Origin of the sequence: Mesorhizobium sp. ES1-1, from assembly GCF_020164785.1 — a bacterium.
Classification (GTDB): domain Bacteria; phylum Pseudomonadota; class Alphaproteobacteria; order Rhizobiales; family Rhizobiaceae; genus Mesorhizobium.
Genome location: NZ_JAIUGX010000008.1, coordinates 219,019 through 234,978, shown reverse-complemented (window position 1 = coordinate 234,978; position 15,960 = coordinate 219,019). Strand labels below are relative to the sequence as shown.

General features: G+C 63.2%; 16 protein-coding genes. 12 read left to right on the top strand and 4 right to left on the bottom strand.

Annotated elements, in window-relative coordinates; all coding sequences use genetic code 11:
* Positions 1-18: 18 nt before the first annotated feature.
* The 4 genes from LB513_RS15980 to erpA form a co-directional block, all read right to left on the bottom strand.
* Positions 19-273, bottom strand: coding sequence for a hypothetical protein (locus LB513_RS15980; RefSeq protein ID WP_224664455.1), 255 nt, complete (start codon positions 271-273; stop codon positions 19-21).
* 105 nt (positions 274-378) lie between these two features.
* Positions 379-1,173 (bottom strand): exodeoxyribonuclease III, encoded by a 795-nt coding sequence (xth, locus tag LB513_RS15975; RefSeq protein ID WP_224664454.1) that lies wholly within the window; start codon positions 1,171-1,173, stop codon positions 379-381.
* A 7-nt stretch (positions 1,174-1,180) separates the two neighbouring features.
* Positions 1,181-1,573, bottom strand: coding sequence for a VOC family protein (locus tag LB513_RS15970; RefSeq protein ID WP_224664453.1), 393 nt, complete (start codon positions 1,571-1,573; stop codon positions 1,181-1,183).
* 2 nt (positions 1,574-1,575) lie between these two features.
* On the bottom strand, positions 1,576-1,923 hold the full coding sequence (gene erpA, locus LB513_RS15965; RefSeq protein WP_224664452.1) for an iron-sulfur cluster insertion protein ErpA: 348 nt from the start codon (positions 1,921-1,923) through the stop codon (positions 1,576-1,578).
* Positions 1,924-1,999: 76 nt separating this feature from the next.
* On the opposite strand from erpA, the gene LB513_RS15960 reads away from it, so the two are divergent.
* The 12 genes from LB513_RS15960 to LB513_RS15905 all read left to right on the top strand — a co-directional run bounded on the left by LB513_RS15960 (position 2,000) and on the right by LB513_RS15905 (position 15,950).
* The gene (locus tag LB513_RS15960) at positions 2,000-3,214 is read left to right on the top strand and encodes a deoxyguanosinetriphosphate triphosphohydrolase (protein ID WP_224664451.1); all 1,215 of its coding nucleotides are present in this window, start codon (positions 2,000-2,002) and stop codon (positions 3,212-3,214) included.
* Between the two features lie 74 nt (positions 3,215-3,288).
* Positions 3,289-5,046 carry an arginine--tRNA ligase gene (argS, locus tag LB513_RS15955; RefSeq protein ID WP_224664450.1) on the top strand — a complete coding sequence of 586 codons (1,758 nt, stop codon included), beginning with the start codon at positions 3,289-3,291 and terminating at the stop codon, positions 5,044-5,046.
* Between the two features lie 103 nt (positions 5,047-5,149).
* The gene (locus tag LB513_RS15950) at positions 5,150-8,257 is read left to right on the top strand and encodes an SPOR domain-containing protein (RefSeq protein ID WP_224664449.1); all 3,108 of its coding nucleotides are present in this window, start codon (positions 5,150-5,152) and stop codon (positions 8,255-8,257) included.
* A gap of 133 nt (positions 8,258-8,390) precedes the next feature.
* Entirely contained in the window at positions 8,391-9,410 is a 1,020-nt protein-coding gene (nagZ, locus tag LB513_RS15945; protein ID WP_224664448.1) for a beta-N-acetylhexosaminidase, read from the top strand.
* Between the two features lie 61 nt (positions 9,411-9,471).
* Positions 9,472-10,272 (top strand): segregation and condensation protein A, encoded by an 801-nt coding sequence (locus LB513_RS15940; protein WP_224664521.1) that lies wholly within the window; start codon positions 9,472-9,474, stop codon positions 10,270-10,272.
* Positions 10,269-11,030, top strand: a complete 762-nt coding sequence (gene scpB / locus LB513_RS15935; protein ID WP_224664447.1) for an SMC-Scp complex subunit ScpB — start codon at positions 10,269-10,271, stop codon at positions 11,028-11,030. The genes LB513_RS15940 and scpB overlap by 4 nt, the downstream gene beginning before the upstream one ends.
* 169 nt (positions 11,031-11,199) lie before the next feature.
* Positions 11,200-11,421: a twin-arginine translocase TatA/TatE family subunit gene (locus LB513_RS15930; protein ID WP_224664446.1), complete on the top strand. Its 222-nt coding sequence runs from the start codon at positions 11,200-11,202 to the stop codon at positions 11,419-11,421.
* Positions 11,422-11,450: 29 nt separating this feature from the next.
* A complete protein-coding gene (gene tatB, locus LB513_RS15925; protein ID WP_224664445.1) occupies positions 11,451-12,251 on the top strand; it encodes a Sec-independent protein translocase protein TatB in 801 nt (266 codons plus the stop codon).
* Positions 12,248-13,123, top strand: coding sequence for a twin-arginine translocase subunit TatC (gene tatC / locus LB513_RS15920; RefSeq protein WP_224664444.1), 876 nt, complete (start codon positions 12,248-12,250; stop codon positions 13,121-13,123). Before tatB ends, tatC begins: the two co-directional genes overlap by 4 nt.
* A 108-nt stretch (positions 13,124-13,231) precedes the next feature.
* A complete protein-coding gene (serS, locus tag LB513_RS15915) occupies positions 13,232-14,536 on the top strand; it encodes a serine--tRNA ligase (RefSeq protein ID WP_224664443.1) in 1,305 nt (434 codons plus the stop codon).
* The gene (gene surE, locus LB513_RS15910; protein WP_224664442.1) at positions 14,536-15,294 is read left to right on the top strand and encodes a 5'/3'-nucleotidase SurE; all 759 of its coding nucleotides are present in this window, start codon (positions 14,536-14,538) and stop codon (positions 15,292-15,294) included. The genes serS and surE overlap by 1 nt, the downstream gene beginning before the upstream one ends.
* The gene (locus LB513_RS15905) at positions 15,291-15,950 is read left to right on the top strand and encodes a protein-L-isoaspartate(D-aspartate) O-methyltransferase (protein WP_224664441.1); all 660 of its coding nucleotides are present in this window, start codon (positions 15,291-15,293) and stop codon (positions 15,948-15,950) included. Before surE ends, LB513_RS15905 begins: the two co-directional genes overlap by 4 nt.
* Positions 15,951-15,960 lie beyond the last annotated feature (10 nt).

The following is a 15,960-nucleotide window of genomic DNA, read 5'->3' as shown; positions in this document are numbered from 1 at the left end:
GCTGCTCTTTCGTCTTGATCAATTCTCGGTCGGTTCCGTCGGCACCATGCTGGGAGCCGGTGCCGGCCTCGCCGCGCCTGTCGCGGGCGGCGCCATCGTTTGGTTGGGGCAAGTGTCGCCGATCTTCGTCCATGACGTGTTGTTGAGCACCATCTCGCAACGGGCAAGTTGGCTCTTTTCGGCAATTGTCAGGCAGGCGGCCTGGCCGACCTGATAGGATTTTCCATTGGCCAGGCACTCCTGCCCGGCAAGGGCGGCCGCGGGCGCGGCCATGGCAAGGGCCAAGCCGATGGGACACAGGAGAAATCGTGTAGTCATGGGCACCCAGGCCGACCGGCGATCAACGGCGGCATAGCGGCGATATGGGGTTTCGCGCTGTCACGCGGGCCGCAGCGCAAGGTCGATTGCGACAGGCACATGGTCGGACGGCTTCTCCCAGGCGCGCACATGCTTCTCGATCGAGGCGGACGAAAACCGGTTCGCGGCCTCCGGCGACAGCAGCAGATGGTCGATGCGAATGCCGTTGTTCTTCTGCCAGGCGCCGGCCTGATAGTCCCAGAACGTGAAGGTCTCGGGCGCGTCAGTGACCGCGCGCACCGCCTCGGTGAAGCCGAGGTTGAGCAATCGTCGGAAAGATTGCCGTGTCTCGGGCTGGAACAGCGCGTCGCCCAACCAGTTCTGGGGAAATTTGGCATCGATCGGCTCTGGAATGACGTTGTAGTCGCCGGCGAGCACCAGGGCCTCCTCCAGCTTCAGCCGTTCTTGCGCCCAACGCTCCAGCCGCGCCATCCAGGACAGCTTGTAGGGGAATTTCCTGTCGTCATTGATCGGATTTCCATTCGGAAGGTACAGCGACACGACGCGCAGCGCTCCCTTGTCGGTCGAGAATACGCCCTCGATGAAACGCGCCTGCTCGTCCGTATCGTCGCCGGGCAGGCCCCTGATCACCTCGTCGAAGCGCAGCTTGGACAGGATGGCGACGCCGTTGAAGCCTTTCTGGCCGTGCGTCTCAACATTGTAACCAAGCGCCTCGATCTCGGCGCGTGGAAACTGCTCGTCGACCGATTTGATCTCCTGCAGGCAGACGATGTCGGGCGCGCTCTCGGTCAGCCAATGGGTCAGGTTGCCGATGCGGGCACGGATACCATTGATGTTCCAGGTGACGATTTTCATGGCGGCCTCAGGAAGGTTCAGGCGGAAGACGTTCGACAAGGCCAATCGTATTGCCTGCCGGATCCTTTAGGAAGGCCATCCACTCGCTTTCCCCCGCCTCACCGAACTGGCCTTCGGTGTCGTGATGCACAAGCATGGGCGGCGCGGTGAACGGGACACCCGCGGCTTTCGCCTCGTCATGGAAAGCGGCAAGCCCGGCCATGTCAAGATAGACCGTGCCGGCGGGTAGGCCGTCGGTGAACAGCAGGCGCACATCGCCGGCCATGATGAACGCTATGCCAGGCGGGTCGTAGCGGGCGTGAACGCCCATGCCCAGAACGTCGCGCCAGAAGGCCAGCGTTGCGTCGAGGTCGCGGCCGGCCGACAGCGCGATCTGACGAACCGCGCCAACAGCAGGCATTCCTAGATGGAGAAGCTCGTGCCGCAGCCGCAAGAGGCGACAGCGTTCGGATTGCGGATCTGGAAGGACTGCCCCATCAGATCGTCAACGAAGTCGATCACCGAGCCGCCCATATAGACGAGCGACAGGTCGTCGATCAGCACGATGGCGCCGTCCTTTTCGATGGCGACGTCCTCTTCATTGCGGGCATCGACAAGATCGAACTTGTATGAAAAGCCCGAACAACCACCGCCTTCGACGGATACCCGCAATGCCGTCTTGCCGGCTTCGCCGGACACGATCTTGGCGATGCGCCTTGCGGCAGCTTCGGTCATATCGACTTTCATGGCGGTCTTGGCGTCAGCGCCCATCGGCGTCACCTTGCTTTCAGTTTCACATGATAGGTATGAAGCGCGAAGGGGCAAGTCAACCGCGGCGGCATCAGCCATGACAAATGAGCTTGGCGAGATTGGATTCGGCTACCGGCCGCGCGCGCCTTATGCCACGGATCCGGCGCTGTCGCGCGGCCGCCTGTTCGACGAGGTGGAGAGCCCGACCCGCACACCGTTCCAGCGTGACCGCGACCGCATCATCCATTCGACGGCGTTCCGGCGGCTCAAACACAAGACGCAGGTCTTCATCGCGCATGAAGGCGACCATTATCGCACCCGGCTGACCCATTCGATCGAAGTGGCTCAGATCGCCCGCGCCCTGGCACGCGCGCTGCGCGGCGATGAGGATCTGGCCGAGGCGGTGGCCCTGGTGCATGATTTCGGCCATACGCCCTTCGGCCACACCGGCGAGGATGCGCTGAACGAGAAGATGGCGGCATGGGGCGGCTTCGACCACAACGCCCAATCGCTGCGCATCGTGACACGGCTGGAGGCACGCTATGCCGAGTTCGACGGGCTGAACCTGACCTGGGAAACGCTGGAGGGCCTGGTCAAGCATAACGGGCCATTGACGGACTCCACGGGGCAGGGCCTGAGAGGTCCGGTGCCTCAGGCGATTCGGGACTATTCCGAACTGCACGATCTTGAACTTGACCGGTTCGCTGGCCTCGAGGCGCAATGCGCGGCAATCGCCGACGACATCGCCTACAACACGCATGATATCGACGATGGGTTGAGGGCAGGGCTGCTGACGCTCGACATGCTGGAGACCGTGCCGCTGCCGGGAAAAATCCTGGAAAGCGTGCGCGCCCGCTATCCTGCCCTCGATACCATGCGGACCGGGCACGAGCTGATGCGACGGCAGATCACCGCGATGGTCGAGGATGTGATCAGGTCGACGACCGCCAACCTCGAGCGCATCGGGCCACTGAGCGCCGACGCGGTCAGGGCGGCAGGCGAGACGATGGTCACTTTTTCCGGCGCCATGGCGGAGTCCGAGAAAGAATTGAAAGCGTTTCTCTACAAGCATCTCTATCGCCATGAGGAGGTCATGCGGGTGCGGGCCGATGCCGATCGGATCGTCAAGGATCTTTTCGATGTCTATTTCGCCGATCCGCGGGCCATGCCGGACGGCTGGCGCGAGGGGCTCGACCGGGCCGACGATCGCATCAAGGCGCGCAGCGTGGCCGACTTCCTGGCCGGTATGACCGACACCTACGCACTCAAGGAGCACCGGCGTTTGTTTGACCATACGCCTGAATTGAGCTAGGGCGGGCTCGATTTTGCCGGCCATTCTGCCGGATTCGCTGCAAAGCCATCGAGCCAGACCCCAGAGCTAGTCCAATGAACATCTTCGCCGACTTCAACGCGCGAGTCATAAAAGCCGTCGAAGCGCTTGAATTGAAAGACAGCAACGGCGTTTCGCCCGACCTGTCGCGCATTGCGGTGGAGCCGCCGCGCGACCCCAGCCATGGCGATCTCGCGACCAACGCGGCGATGGTGCTCGCCAAGCCGACCGGGCAATCGCCGCGCGTGCTGGCCGAAAGGCTGGCGCTGGCGCTTCGTGAGGACAAGGATGTCGCCGCCGCCGATGTCGCCGGTCCGGGCTTCGTCAATCTCAGGCTGCAGGACCAGTTCTGGCAGGTGCATCTCACGGCGTTGCTCGGCCAGGGCCGCGATTACGGCCGCTCCACGGTGGGTGGCGGCCGCAAGACCAATGTCGAATATGTCTCGGCCAACCCGACCGGCCCGATGCATGTGGGCCATTGCCGGGGCGCCGTGGTCGGCGACGCGCTCGCCAACCTGATGGCGTTCGCCGGTTACGACGTGACCAAGGAATATGTCATCAACGATGCGGGCTCGCAGATAGACGTGCTCGCCCGTTCCGTCATGCTGCGCTACCGCGAGGCGCTGGGCGAAGAGATCGGCGAGATTCCAACAGGGCTCTACCCCGGCGATTACCTCGTCCCCGTTGGAAAGGCATTGGTAGGGGAGTTTGCCGGTTCGCTGCTGGACATGCCGGACGACGAGGCGCTCGCGATCGTCAAGGACCGCACCATCGATGCGATGATGGCGATGATCCGCGACGATCTGGCCTTGCTCAACGTTCATCACGACGTGTTCTTTTCGGAGCGCACGCTGCATGTCGACAATGCCAGGAAGATCCGTTCGGCGATCAGCGATCTGACGCTGAAAGGCCATATCTACAAAGGCAAGCTGCCACCGCCAAAGGGCGAAAAGCCGGACGATTGGGAAGACCGCGAGCAGACCCTGTTCCGCTCGACCGCCGTCGGCGACGACATGGATCGGGCGCTGGTCAAGTCGGATGGGTCGTTCACCTATTTTGCCGGCGACGTCGCCTATCTGAAGGACAAGGTCGATCGCGGTTTCGTCGACTTGATCTATGTGCTTGGCGCAGACCATGGCGGCTACGTCAAGCGCCTGGAAGCCTTGGCGCGCGCGATCGCGGGTGACCGGGTGAAGCTGACCGTACTGCTGTGCAACCTGGTGAAGCTGTTTCGAGATGGCGAGCCGGTGCGCATGTCGAAACGGTCCGGCGATTTCGTGACGCTGCGCGAAGTGGTTGAAGAGGTCGGCCGTGACCCGGTTCGCTTCATGATGCTTTATCGCAAGAGCGATGCGCCGCTCGATTTCGACTTCGCCAAGGTGACCGAGCAATCCAAGGACAACCCGGTGTTCTATGTGCAGTACGCGTCGGCGCGCTGCCATTCGGTGTTCCGGCAGGCGAGCGAGCAACTGGGCGAGGCTAGTTTCGATCGCCAAAGCCTGGCGTCCGCCGCGAACCTGCTGACCGACGAGGGTGAGATCGGCCTGATCCGCAAGCTTGCCGAATATCCGCGCCTGATCGAGTCGGCCGCGCTTGCCCTCGAGCCGCACCGACTGGCATTTTACCTCTATGATCTGGCCTCCAGCCTGCATGCACACTGGAACCGCGGCACGGACAAGCCGGACTTACGTTTTGTTAAGGTTAACGACCGACAATTGACGCTTGCCAGACTCGGGCTGGTGCAGGCTGTTTCGGACGTTCTGACGTCCGGCCTGACGTTGATCGGAGCCGCCGCGCCAACCGAAATGCGTTAGGTCCGACTAAACAATCTGTCACCTTTTGCCCACATTGCGCTGGTAAGGGCCAACCCTGCGCGACGTCCATGGCGTCCGAATGAGTGCGAGTTCGGGAACAACAATGGCAGACAGAACCCAGCTGAGAGCAGCCGACCACAACGACATCGCCGACGATGATCCGTTCGCGGAACTGACCAGGATCATGGGGTTCGACCCGCGCCAGCCGGTCGAGTCGCAAAGGCCTGGGAAGCGTAAAGCCGACGCCGGTCCCGTAGCGGACGAAGGCTATTCCGACATCGATCTCGACAAGGAGTTGTTGGGCGAATTCGGCGCTTATGACAGCGACCCCGCCTTGGTCGGCGGTGCGCATGATCTGGCGTTCGAAACTGCCGATACCGACGCGTCGGATGACCGGTTGTCATTGCCGCTCGACGATGATTTCGAGCTCGACATGGCGGATATTGTAGGCCATGCGGCTTCCGCCGGTCACACGGGCGCAGGCTCCGCCGACACATCGCCCATCCTCGATCCGGTGTTCGACGCCGATTTCGACAATGCAGTTGCAAGTTCGCTCGAAGACGTGTCGCCGTTCGAGGACGATCAGCCTATGGAAGACGAGCTGGCCGCTTCGCTCGATCGGAGTTTCCGGATCGCCGAGGAAGTCGAGCGCCCCTACGCCGCGCCCGCTGTCGATGTCGAGCCGGCTTTGGATCATGAATTCGATCATGCGCTCGCGATCTCGCTCGAGGACGAGCTTATGCTCGATGAGCAGCCTTCGGTCCGACACCCCGCATACGACGCCCCGGCTGCCGAGGCCGTGCCTGTGCGCGGCCATGATGCCCAGACGATCGATGATGAGGATTTCACGGGTCATTTCGAAGACGCCATGGCCGATGTCGACATGGACTTCGACATTCAGGCCGATGAACCATTGGTTTCCTCGGTGTTTCAGGAGGCGAGGTCTGCTCACAACACGGGCGGTGACGTCGCCGACTATGCATCCGGGTATGCATCCGGGGCGACGTCGGACGATTCGTTCGACATGGATTTCGACGATGCGTTTGCTGTCGCCGCCGAAGAGCCGGTCGCCGCGGTTGCACCCGTGACGCCAGCCCCGGCTGTGGCCGAACCGGCCCCTGTCGCCGCCAAGGATGAACGAAGCCTGGAAGACGAGTTGAATGCGCTTCTGGGCGCCATGACCGCACGCACGACGCCGACCAGGGAGCCCGTCGCCACGCAATCTGCGCCCGTCCAACCACCTGCAAAGGCCGCAGAGGAACCCGCCGATCTCGTCGGCGACCTTGACTGGGGGCTGGATGAGCCCGCGCCGTTGGGATCGCATCACCTCGATGCCGGACAGGACGAGGTCAAGGTCGACAATGGTCCGTCCGTCGTGGCTTCGACCAAAGACATGAACACACGTGATGCGGCGACCTCCACAACGGATCCTCTCGACTGGCTCGCGGAACGTTCCGCGCCGGCTGAGCAGGCCCGCTCGTGGAGCCGCGTGACACCGGTGCCCCAGGCGCCGGTATTGGCTGCTCAACCGACCGCGGCCATGGCTGCCAGCGCGATGTCGCCGGCCGTCGTGCCGTCCTACCGTTCGACCGAAGCGGACGCCTATACGGCGCCGATTTACGCGTCGCAACAGCGGCAGCCCGCTCGCCACGAAGAGATGCCCGATGTCGAGACGGTCGATGTGCCCGAACGTGTCGTGGCGCTGGCGGACGATCTCGATATTCCGGAACTGCATTTCGAGGACGACGAGCCAGCAACCGCAGGTTATGACGATCTCGACGCGGAGTTCGCCAGCCTTCTCACCGACATGAACTCGATGGATGTCGCCGCCGCGCCTGCGGCCAATGCCTCCAGCGCGTCTTATGACGACGAATTCGACAATGCCGGATTCAATTCCGGCTATGCGACCGTCAAGCCGGCCTATCAGCCGGAAGCGCGGACCTATGCGGCGCGTCCGACGGAAATGCCCGTCCGCCCGGCGGCGCCCACCGCCTATGCCGACGCTGACGGCTTCGATCTTGACAATCTTCCAGGCAGCCAGCAGGCGGACGATTTCACCGTCGACGAGCTCGACTATGATCCCGAGCTTGACGAGGCGATGACTGTTCCGGGCATTGGCGAGCGCGAAGCCGCGAGACCCTCGCGGGGACGTGGGCTGTTCATCGTGGCGATCGTCGGCGCGGTGGCTGTCGTTGGCGGCCTTGGCGCCTTTGCGCTGTCGCTGGGCGGCAAGGGTGGCAACGAGCCGCCGGTAATCGTCAAGGCCGACAACAGCCCGATCAAGGTCAAGCCCGAAAACCCGGGCGGGACCGTCGTGCCGAACCAGGATAACAAGGTCTACGACGCAGTTGTGAAGGGCGCGAAGCCCACCGAGCCGGTCCAGGAAAAACTGGTCACGAACAGCGAAGAGCCGGTGGACGTGCAGGCCAAGGATCCGGCCCGGGCCATCGATCTTTCGGCTGATGCCGCCAATGATGCTGACGCGGTGGGCGACAGCGCCGACGCGGCGGATGATGCAGCGGCGCCGGCGCCGAAATCAGAGGATCGCATCGCCCAGGTGCTGCAGGACAGCGACCAGGGCGCCAACGTGATCGCCGTCGCGCCCCGCAAGGTGAAGACCATGGTGGTCAAATCGGACGGTTCGTTGGTGGCGCGCGAGGACGCGGCACCGGCCGCCCCGCAGGTCGCCGCGACCGAACCGGCCGACCCTGCGCCGCAGCATGTCGCACCGTCCACGCAAGCTGATGCTGACCAGACCGGCACCGTCCCGCCGCCGGCGGCGCAGGCTGTTGAAGAGTCAGCGCTCAAGCCTGCAGCCAAGCCAAAGGCAGAGGCTCAGTCGGCCAATACGCCGGCGAAGGTTCCGGTGGCGCCGCAGCGCCCATCCGACCAGCCGGTCGACGTGGTCGGCGAGGTCAAGCCCGACCAGGTTGCGTCCATAGATCCGGCATCGACCGCTGCCAGCGGCGGTTCGTGGTCGATGCAGATCGCTTCGCAGCCCACGGTCGAAAGTGCCCAGTCGAGCTATCAGGACCTGCAGCGGCGGTACGGCAGCGTGCTCGCCGGTCGTACCGCCAATATCGTCAAGGCCGAGATCGCCGGGAAGGGCACGTTCTATCGTGTTCGCGTTCCCGCGCAGTCTCGCAACGACGCGATCAACCTGTGTACCAGCTACAAGGCTGCCGGCGGCAACTGCTTCGTCTCGCGCTAGACGGTCATTCAAGCTGAAAGCCGGCGCGGTCCGAGACCGCGCCGGCTTTTTTCATGTGGAGACAGAGCTGGTGCATGACTGCATCCGAGCCGCGACGATTCCCTTCGGCCGCGGGAAGCCCTAGACTGTCGGCATGACCGAATCAAAATCCATGATCCTCGGCTGTGCCGGGAAATCACTCACCCGCGAGGAAATCAATTTCTATCGCAATGAATGCCCTTGGGCCTTCATCCTGTTTGCTCGCAACATCAGCGAGGCCGAGCAGATCCGCGATCTCGTCGCGCAGATGCGTGACTGCGTCGGGCGCCCGGACGCGCTGGTGTTCATCGACCAGGAGGGTGGCCGCGTGCAGCGCCTGCGGCCGCCGCTGGCTCCGAACTATCCTGCCGGCGCCGCCCTTGGCGCCTTGTGGCGCGACGACCACGACGCCGGCGCCCGCGCAGCCTGGCTGCTGGCGCGGCTGCATGCCTTCGATCTGCTGCGCTACGGCATCTCAGCCGATTGCCTGCCGGTGCTCGACGTGCCGATCGAGGGCGCCAGCGACGTCATCGGCGCGCGGGCCTACGGCAAGGACCCGAGACCGGTCATCGAACTCGGCAGAGCCGCGGCGGAAGGGCTGATGTCCGGCGGGGTGCTACCTGTCATGAAGCACATTCCCGGCCACGGGCGAGCCTTTGCCGACACGCATTTCGAATTGCCGGTCGTCGATGCTTCGCTCAGCGATCTGCAGCGGCATGATTTCGCCCCGTTCAAGGAGCTCAGCCATCTGCCGATGGCGATGACGGCGCATGTCGTCTACAGCGCGATCGATCCCAACAATCCGGCCACTACCTCGGGCAAGGTCATCGATGAGATCATTCGTCGCGAGATCGGCTTCGACGGGCTGCTGATGAGCGACGACACGTCCATGAAGGCGCTTTCTGGGGATTTCCCGACAAAGGCGGCGTCGATCCTTGCGGCGGGCTGCGATCTGGTCCTTCACTGCAATGGCGTTTTCGAGGAAATGGCCGGCATCGCGTCGCGCACCACCGGCCTCGAAGGCACATCGCTGGAGCGCGCCAAACGGGCGCTGACCTATATCAAGGACCGTGACACGGCGGACGAAGCCGAAATACGCGCCGAATTCGCTACCTTTTTCGATGCGGTGGCCTGAGATCAGGAAAGAACGATACGTGGCGGAGACATTGGACAGCAAGGCCCCGAAGCCGGCACCGATGGACCGTCTATGGGCCGAAAATGACGAGTCGCGCGTGACCGGCGATCCGTCGCTTGTCGTCGATGTGGCCGGCTTCGAAGGTCCGCTCGACCTCCTGCTGCATCTGGCTCGCACCCAGAAGGTCGACCTGGCGCGGATTTCCATCCTGGCGCTGGTTGAGCAATATCTGAGGTTCGTCGATACGGCGAGGTCGCTGCGGTTGGAACTCGCCGCCGATTACCTTGTGATGGCGGCATGGCTTGCGTTCCTCAAGTCGAAATTGTTGATCCCTAAGCAGCCCGGTGACGAGGGGGAAAGCGGCGAGGAAATGGCCGCGGTGCTGCAATTCCGGCTGAAACGGCTCGAAGCCATGCGCGATGCGGCGGCACGTCTGGTCAACCGCAATCGGCTCGGCCGCGATGTGTTTGCGCGCGGCATGCCGGAAATGGTCATCGTCGACAGGCGCAATGCCTATTCGGCATCGCTATACGACCTTCTTACCGCCTATGCCCAACAACGGCAGAAGCAGGCCGTCAACAATGTGACGATCGCCAGGCGCGGCGTCTGGTCGCTCAAGGACGCCCGAGAAATCCTGACTCGCCTCGTCGGAGCCGTCGGCGACTGGACGACATTAGATAGTTTCCTGATCGTGTACATGACCAGTCCGGAAGAACGGCGAACGGCCATCGCCAGTTCGTTTGCGGCGACGCTGGAACTGGTGCGCGACGGAACGATGGACGTGCGGCAAGACCATACTTTCGCGCCGATCTATCTGCGTGGCCGCAGGCATGCAACCAAGGCAGTCGGGGTGGCCTCATGAGCGAACGCGCCAACGCTTCCGTCATCCCGTTCAAGGCCGGTGACCCGCCCGAGCGGGACCTGTTTCCCGACGCGGTTGAGCCGGCCCAGAGCCCGGCCGAGCGGCTGCACATGGCGGAAGCCATACGCATGGCCGAGGCGATCGTGTTCGCCAGTGCCGAGCCCGTCAGCGAAAAGCAACTCGCTGCGCGGCTGCCCGATGGCATCGACATCTCTGCCGCCATGCTTGAACTGCAGCGGATCTATGCGCGCCGCGGTGTCAACCTGTTGCGGATCGGCGATGCCTGGGCGTTCCGCACGGCGGGCGATCTGGCTTTCCTCATGAGCCGCGACAGCGTGCAACAGCGGAAACTGTCGCGGGCAGCGCTCGAAGTGCTGGCGATCATTGCCTATCATCAGCCCGTCACACGGGCTGAGATCGAGGACATCAGGGGCGTCGAGACCTCGAAGGGCACGCTCGACACGCTTCTGGAAACGGAGTGGGTGCGCATGCGTGGCCGCCGCCGCACGCCTGGACGGCCCGTCACCTATGGCACGACCGACACTTTCCTCGACCATTTCGCGCTGGAGGAGATTCGCGATCTTCCCGGCATGGAGGAATTGAAGGGGGCAGGACTGCTGTCGGGCCGCATGCCATCGAACTTTTCCATTCCACAGCCGCCGGCTGACCCCGACGCGCTGAGCGACGACGAGGATGCACTGACCGACATCGATCTCGAGGAGCTAGGCCTGCTGACGCCGCGCGTCACGGAAGATTGACTGGAAACGACGTCCAAGCTGACCAGGATGCGCGGATTCGTAGCGGGCCGTCGCGCTAAAAACGCGTGACATCCAGCACCCTTTCATAAACTCTGTCGCAGTTGTGTTTGAATCCCAACGCGAAACCGCATAGATCATCGCCAGGGAAAACATTCGAGAGAGATTTGCTATGGGTTCATTTTCGATTTGGCACTGGATGATCGTGCTGGTCATCGTGCTGCTGGTGTTCGGCCGCGGCAAGATCCCCGAGCTCATGGGCGATATGGCCAAAGGCATCAAGAGCTTCAAGAAGGGCATGGCCGACGATGACGTCGCCGAGGACAAGCGCACCGTCGAGCACCGCGCCGACGAGACCGTTTCGGGCGTGAAGGAAAAGGTCAGCAAGAGCTGAACCCAAGGTTCTAGTCGGAACACAGTGCCATGTTTGAAGTCGGCTGGACCGAAATGCTGGTCATCGCGATCGTTATGATCGTGGTCGTCGGACCCAAGGATTTGCCCAATATGCTGCGCACTTTCGGCCGGACGACGGCCAAGCTGCGCGCCATGGCGTCCGACTTCCAGAAGCAGTTCAACGAGGCGCTCAAGGAGGCGGAGCTCGACGACGTCAAGAAATCCGTCGACGAGCTCAGAGGCCTCAGTCCGGCTGCCGAAATCCGCAAGCAGCTCAATCCGTTCGAAAAGGCGGCGGCCGACGTGCGGGCGGGTGTCGACGCGGCAATGAAGCCGAAGCCCGCAGCTGATCCAACGACGTCAGCTGCTTCGACGCCGCTGCCGGCGGAACCGTTGAAAAATGGCGCGACGGAAATGCCTGGTGTCAGCGGTCCGGAAGACGTGGCCGCAGCGGTACCGGTGTTTCCGGCAATGACCGATGAATCGGTGATGACGTCGTCGCTGTCAGCGGGAGCGGTCCCATCGCCCAAGCCGTCGGCGGCGAAAAGAAGCAGCAAGGGCATATCGACAAAACCAGCATCGGCGGCGCCGGCCAACGCGTCACCAGCCGTGGTGAACGCCTCCTCACCGATGAAAGCCCCGGACGCGAAGGCGAAGGCCGCCTCCAGGGCGTCAGCGAAAGCCGGAACGGCGGCGAAGCCCGAACTGCCCAAAGTCGCTAGGCCTGCGGCCGTCAAGAAGGGCGCGGCCATGCCCTCGGCGGCATCCGAGTCGCAACCAGCCCAGCCCGAGGAGCCCGCGGCAACGAAGACGGCGGGAGCCGCCAAGTGAGCGTTTCGGACAAGGAAAAGGACGAGATCGAACAATCGTCCGCACCGCTCATGGAACACCTGATCGAGCTGCGCAGGCGGCTGATCTGGTCGCTCGGCGGCTTCTTCGTCGCCTTCCTGCTTTGCTTCTTCTTCGCCAAAAGGCTATTCAATCTCCTTGTCGTCCCGTTCAAATGGGCGACCGAATGGGCCGGGCTCGATCCGCACAAGGTCGAGTTGATCTACACCGCCCCACAGGAATTCTTCTTCACCCAGGTCAAGCTTGCCATGTTCGGCGGCATGGTCATCGCCTTTCCGCTGATCGCCACGCAGATCTACAAGTTCATCGCGCCCGGCCTCTACAGGAACGAGCGCAATGCCTTCCTGCCGTTCCTGATTGCGTCGCCGATCCTGTTCCTTATGGGCGCGTCGCTGGTCTATTTCTTCTTCACGCCGATGGTGATGTGGTTCTTCCTCGCCATGCAGCAGGCCGGCACGGACGATCAGGTGCAGATTTCGCTGCTGCCGAAAGTGTCCGAGTATCTCAGCCTGATCATGACGCTGATCTTCTCCTTCGGCCTGGTGTTCCAGCTGCCCGTGGTGACCAGCCTGATGACGCGGGTTGGCATGCTGTCGTCGAAAGCGCTGGCCGAGAAGCGAAAATGGGCGATCGTCATCGCCTTTGTCGTTGCCGCCGTCCTGACGCCGCCCGATCCGATGAGCCAGATCGGCCTGGCGATCCCGACCATCCTTCTCTACGAGGTCTCGATCTGGGCCGCGCGGTGGATCGAGCGGGACCAGGAGAAGCAGCGATTGGCGCGCGAGAGGCGGGAAGCCGCCGAAAGCGTGGCCGACAAGGCCCCTGACGAGCCTCCGGCACCGGCTGCCTCTTAGCAGCGAGAAGGGCGCGCGGCGGAAAACGACAACCGGCGCCCAGCCTCATCTTGCATCGATCAAGGATGCGGTTTACGCCCTCGGCCTTAGCTCAGGAGCGTTCAAACCATGCTTGATATCAAATGGATTCGCGACAACCCGAAGGCCCTGGTGGAGGCACTGGTCAAGCGCTCCTGGTCGGCCGGGGACGCGCAGTCCACGGTCGACGGGCTGATTGCCGCCGACGAGGCGCGGCGTGAACATGTCACCGAGCTTCAGACCAAGCAGGAGCGCCGCAACGCCGCTTCGAAGGAGATCGGCAACGCCATGCGTGCGGGCGATGCCGCGCTTGCGGAACGGCTGAAAGCCGAAGTCGGAGAGATCAAGACGTTCATCCAGAATGGCGAGGCGCGCGAACGCGAGCTGGACAAGGCGCTGAACGACGCGCTGGCCGTGCTTCCCAACGTGCCGCTTGACGATGTGCCGGTCGGCAAGGACGAGCACGACAATGTGGTCAAGCATGTCGTCGGCAAGGCGGCGACGCGGCCGAACTGGGTGAAGGAGCATTTCGAGATCGGAGAAGCGCTCGGCATGATGGATTTCGAGCGGGCGGCGAAGCTGTCCGGGTCGCGCTTTACGGTCTTGAAGGGTGGACTGGCGCGGATGGAACGCGCGCTCGGTCAGTTCATGCTCAACCTGCACACGACCGAGCACGGTTACGAGGAAATCATTCCGCCGCTGATGGTCAAGGACGACGTGCTTTTCGGCACCAATCAATTGCCGAAATTTGAGGAGGACCTGTTCTTCACACCGCATGGCGAGGGCAGGCTGGGTCTCATCCCGACAGCGGAGGTGCCGCTTACGAACCTTGTGCGTGAGGACATCACGGCGCATGAAAAACTGCCGTTGCGCTACACCGCACTGACGCCGTGTTTCCGCTCGGAAGCAGGGTCGGCCGGGCGGGACACGCGCGGCATGCTGCGCCAGCACCAGTTCTACAAGGTCGAACTAGTGTCGATCACCGACCAGGAATCCTCCCTCGACGAACACGAGCGGATGACGCAATGCGCCGAGGAGGTGCTCAAGCGGCTCGGCCTGCCGTTCCGGACCATGACGCTGTGCACTGGCGACATGGGTTTCGGCGCGCGCAAGACCTATGACATCGAGGTCTGGCTGCCCGGGCAGAACGCCTATCGCGAAATCTCTTCCTGCTCGGTGTGCGGCGATTTCCAGGCACGCCGGATGGACGCCCGCTACAAGGACAGGGATGGCAAGGGCAACCGCTTCGTCCATACGCTCAACGGTTCGGGCACCGCCGTCGGCCGCGCGCTGATTGCCGTCATCGAAAACTATCAGAACGAGGATGGCAGCGTAACGATTCCTGAAGTGCTGCGGCCTTACATGGGCGGGCTGGAAAAAATCGAACCGAAATAATGCGCATTCTTTTGACCAATGACGACGGCATTCATGCCGAGGGCTTGGCATCGCTCGAGCGCGTCGCCCGCACGCTCTCCGATGATGTCTGGGTGGTGGCGCCGGAGCAGGATCAATCCGGCTACGCGCATTCGCTGTCGATCTCGGAGCCGCTGCGGCTGCGCAGGATCGGCGAGAAGCATTTTGCCGTGCGCGGCACGCCGACTGATTGCGTCATCATGGGCGTCAAGAAGATCCTTCCCGCGGCACCCGACTTGATCCTGTCCGGGATCAACTCCGGCGCCAACATCGCCGACGACGTCACCTATTCGGGAACCGTCGCGGGTGCCATGGAAGGCGCGCTGCTCGGCATTCGCTCGATCGCGCTCAGCCAAGCCTACAGCTATGCCGGCGAGGATCGCGTCGTCCCCTATGAGACGACCGAGGCGCTGGCCCCGGCTTTGCTCGAGAAGCTCGTGGCGACGCCGCTTCCGGATGGCGTGCTGCTCAATGTCAATTTTCCCAATTGTCGGGCGGAGGAGGTCGCTGGAACCGTGGTCACCTCCCAGGGCAAGCTGGTGCACAGCCTGTCGGTGGAAGAGCGCCGGGATGGACGGGGGCTGCCTTACTACTGGCTGCGCTTCGGCCGCGAGTCGGTGGAGGGCAAGCAGGGCAGCGATCTGCATGCCATGCGCAACAGGCTGGTGTCGGTGACGCCGTTGCAGCTCGACCTCACGGCGCATGAGATCCGGGACCAGCTGAGCAAGGCGCTTGCATGAACCAGGGCCTCCCAATCGATGATCGCGAAGGGTTCGCCGCCTTCCTGCTGCGGCTGCGCGGCAGGGGAACGGTGCCGAAGCCGTTGATCACCGCTTTCGAGGCAACGCCGCGCCGCGGCTTCCTCGGCGCCCAATATCATTCGATTGCATGGTCGGACCGAATGCTGCCGATCGAATGCGGCGAGGCAATCGAGGGCGCCGACCTTCAAGCCGCCGTTATCGCCGCTCTAGCGATAGAACAGGGCAACCGCGTGCTCGAGATCGGCACCGGCTCCGGATACACCGCGGCCGTAATGTCGCGACTGGCATCGCGCGTCGTCACCGCCGATCGCTACAAAACACTGGTCGAACAGGCCAGGCAGCGATTCGAGGCGCTCGGCATCGGCAACGTCATCGTTCGTCAGGCCGACGCGTCCGGCGGGTTGCCCAATGAGGCCCCTTTCGATCGCATCGTCGCCTGGGCCGCCTTCGACAGCCTGCCGCGCTTCCTGCTCGATCAATTGTCGAGCGGCGGCGTGGTCATCGCTCCGATCGGGCCTGAAGAGGGTGAGCAGATGCTGGCTAAGCTGACCAAGGTCGGCAGCCGTTTCGAACGCGAGGATATAGGCCTGGTGCGGCTGCAGCCGATCCTGCGCAGCCTGGCCAACATCCTCTAGCAAACCATAG

Excerpts from the sequence above, each read along its gene's own strand:
- LB513_RS15980 (WP_224664455.1), bottom strand. The coding sequence starts at position 273 with ATGGCCGCGCCCGCGGCCGCCCTTGCCGGGCAGGAGTGCCTGGCCAAT.
- xth (WP_224664454.1), bottom strand. The coding sequence starts at position 1,173 with ATGAAAATCGTCACCTGGAACATCAATGGTATCCGTGCCCGCATCGGC.
- LB513_RS15970 (WP_224664453.1), bottom strand. The coding sequence starts at position 1,573 with ATGCCTGCTGTTGGCGCGGTTCGTCAGATCGCGCTGTCGGCCGGCCGC.
- erpA (WP_224664452.1), bottom strand. The coding sequence starts at position 1,923 with ATGGGCGCTGACGCCAAGACCGCCATGAAAGTCGATATGACCGAAGCT.
- LB513_RS15960 (WP_224664451.1), top strand. The coding sequence starts at position 2,000 with ATGACAAATGAGCTTGGCGAGATTGGATTCGGCTACCGGCCGCGCGCG.
- argS (WP_224664450.1), top strand. The coding sequence starts at position 3,289 with ATGAACATCTTCGCCGACTTCAACGCGCGAGTCATAAAAGCCGTCGAA.
- LB513_RS15950 (WP_224664449.1), top strand. The coding sequence starts at position 5,150 with ATGGCAGACAGAACCCAGCTGAGAGCAGCCGACCACAACGACATCGCC.
- nagZ (WP_224664448.1), top strand. The coding sequence starts at position 8,391 with ATGACCGAATCAAAATCCATGATCCTCGGCTGTGCCGGGAAATCACTC.
- LB513_RS15940 (WP_224664521.1), top strand. The coding sequence starts at position 9,472 with ATGGACCGTCTATGGGCCGAAAATGACGAGTCGCGCGTGACCGGCGAT.
- scpB (WP_224664447.1), top strand. The coding sequence starts at position 10,269 with ATGAGCGAACGCGCCAACGCTTCCGTCATCCCGTTCAAGGCCGGTGAC.
- LB513_RS15930 (WP_224664446.1), top strand. The coding sequence starts at position 11,200 with ATGGGTTCATTTTCGATTTGGCACTGGATGATCGTGCTGGTCATCGTG.
- tatB (WP_224664445.1), top strand. The coding sequence starts at position 11,451 with ATGTTTGAAGTCGGCTGGACCGAAATGCTGGTCATCGCGATCGTTATG.
- serS (WP_224664443.1), top strand. The coding sequence starts at position 13,232 with ATGCTTGATATCAAATGGATTCGCGACAACCCGAAGGCCCTGGTGGAG.
- surE (WP_224664442.1), top strand. The coding sequence starts at position 14,536 with ATGCGCATTCTTTTGACCAATGACGACGGCATTCATGCCGAGGGCTTG.
- LB513_RS15905 (WP_224664441.1), top strand. The coding sequence starts at position 15,291 with ATGAACCAGGGCCTCCCAATCGATGATCGCGAAGGGTTCGCCGCCTTC.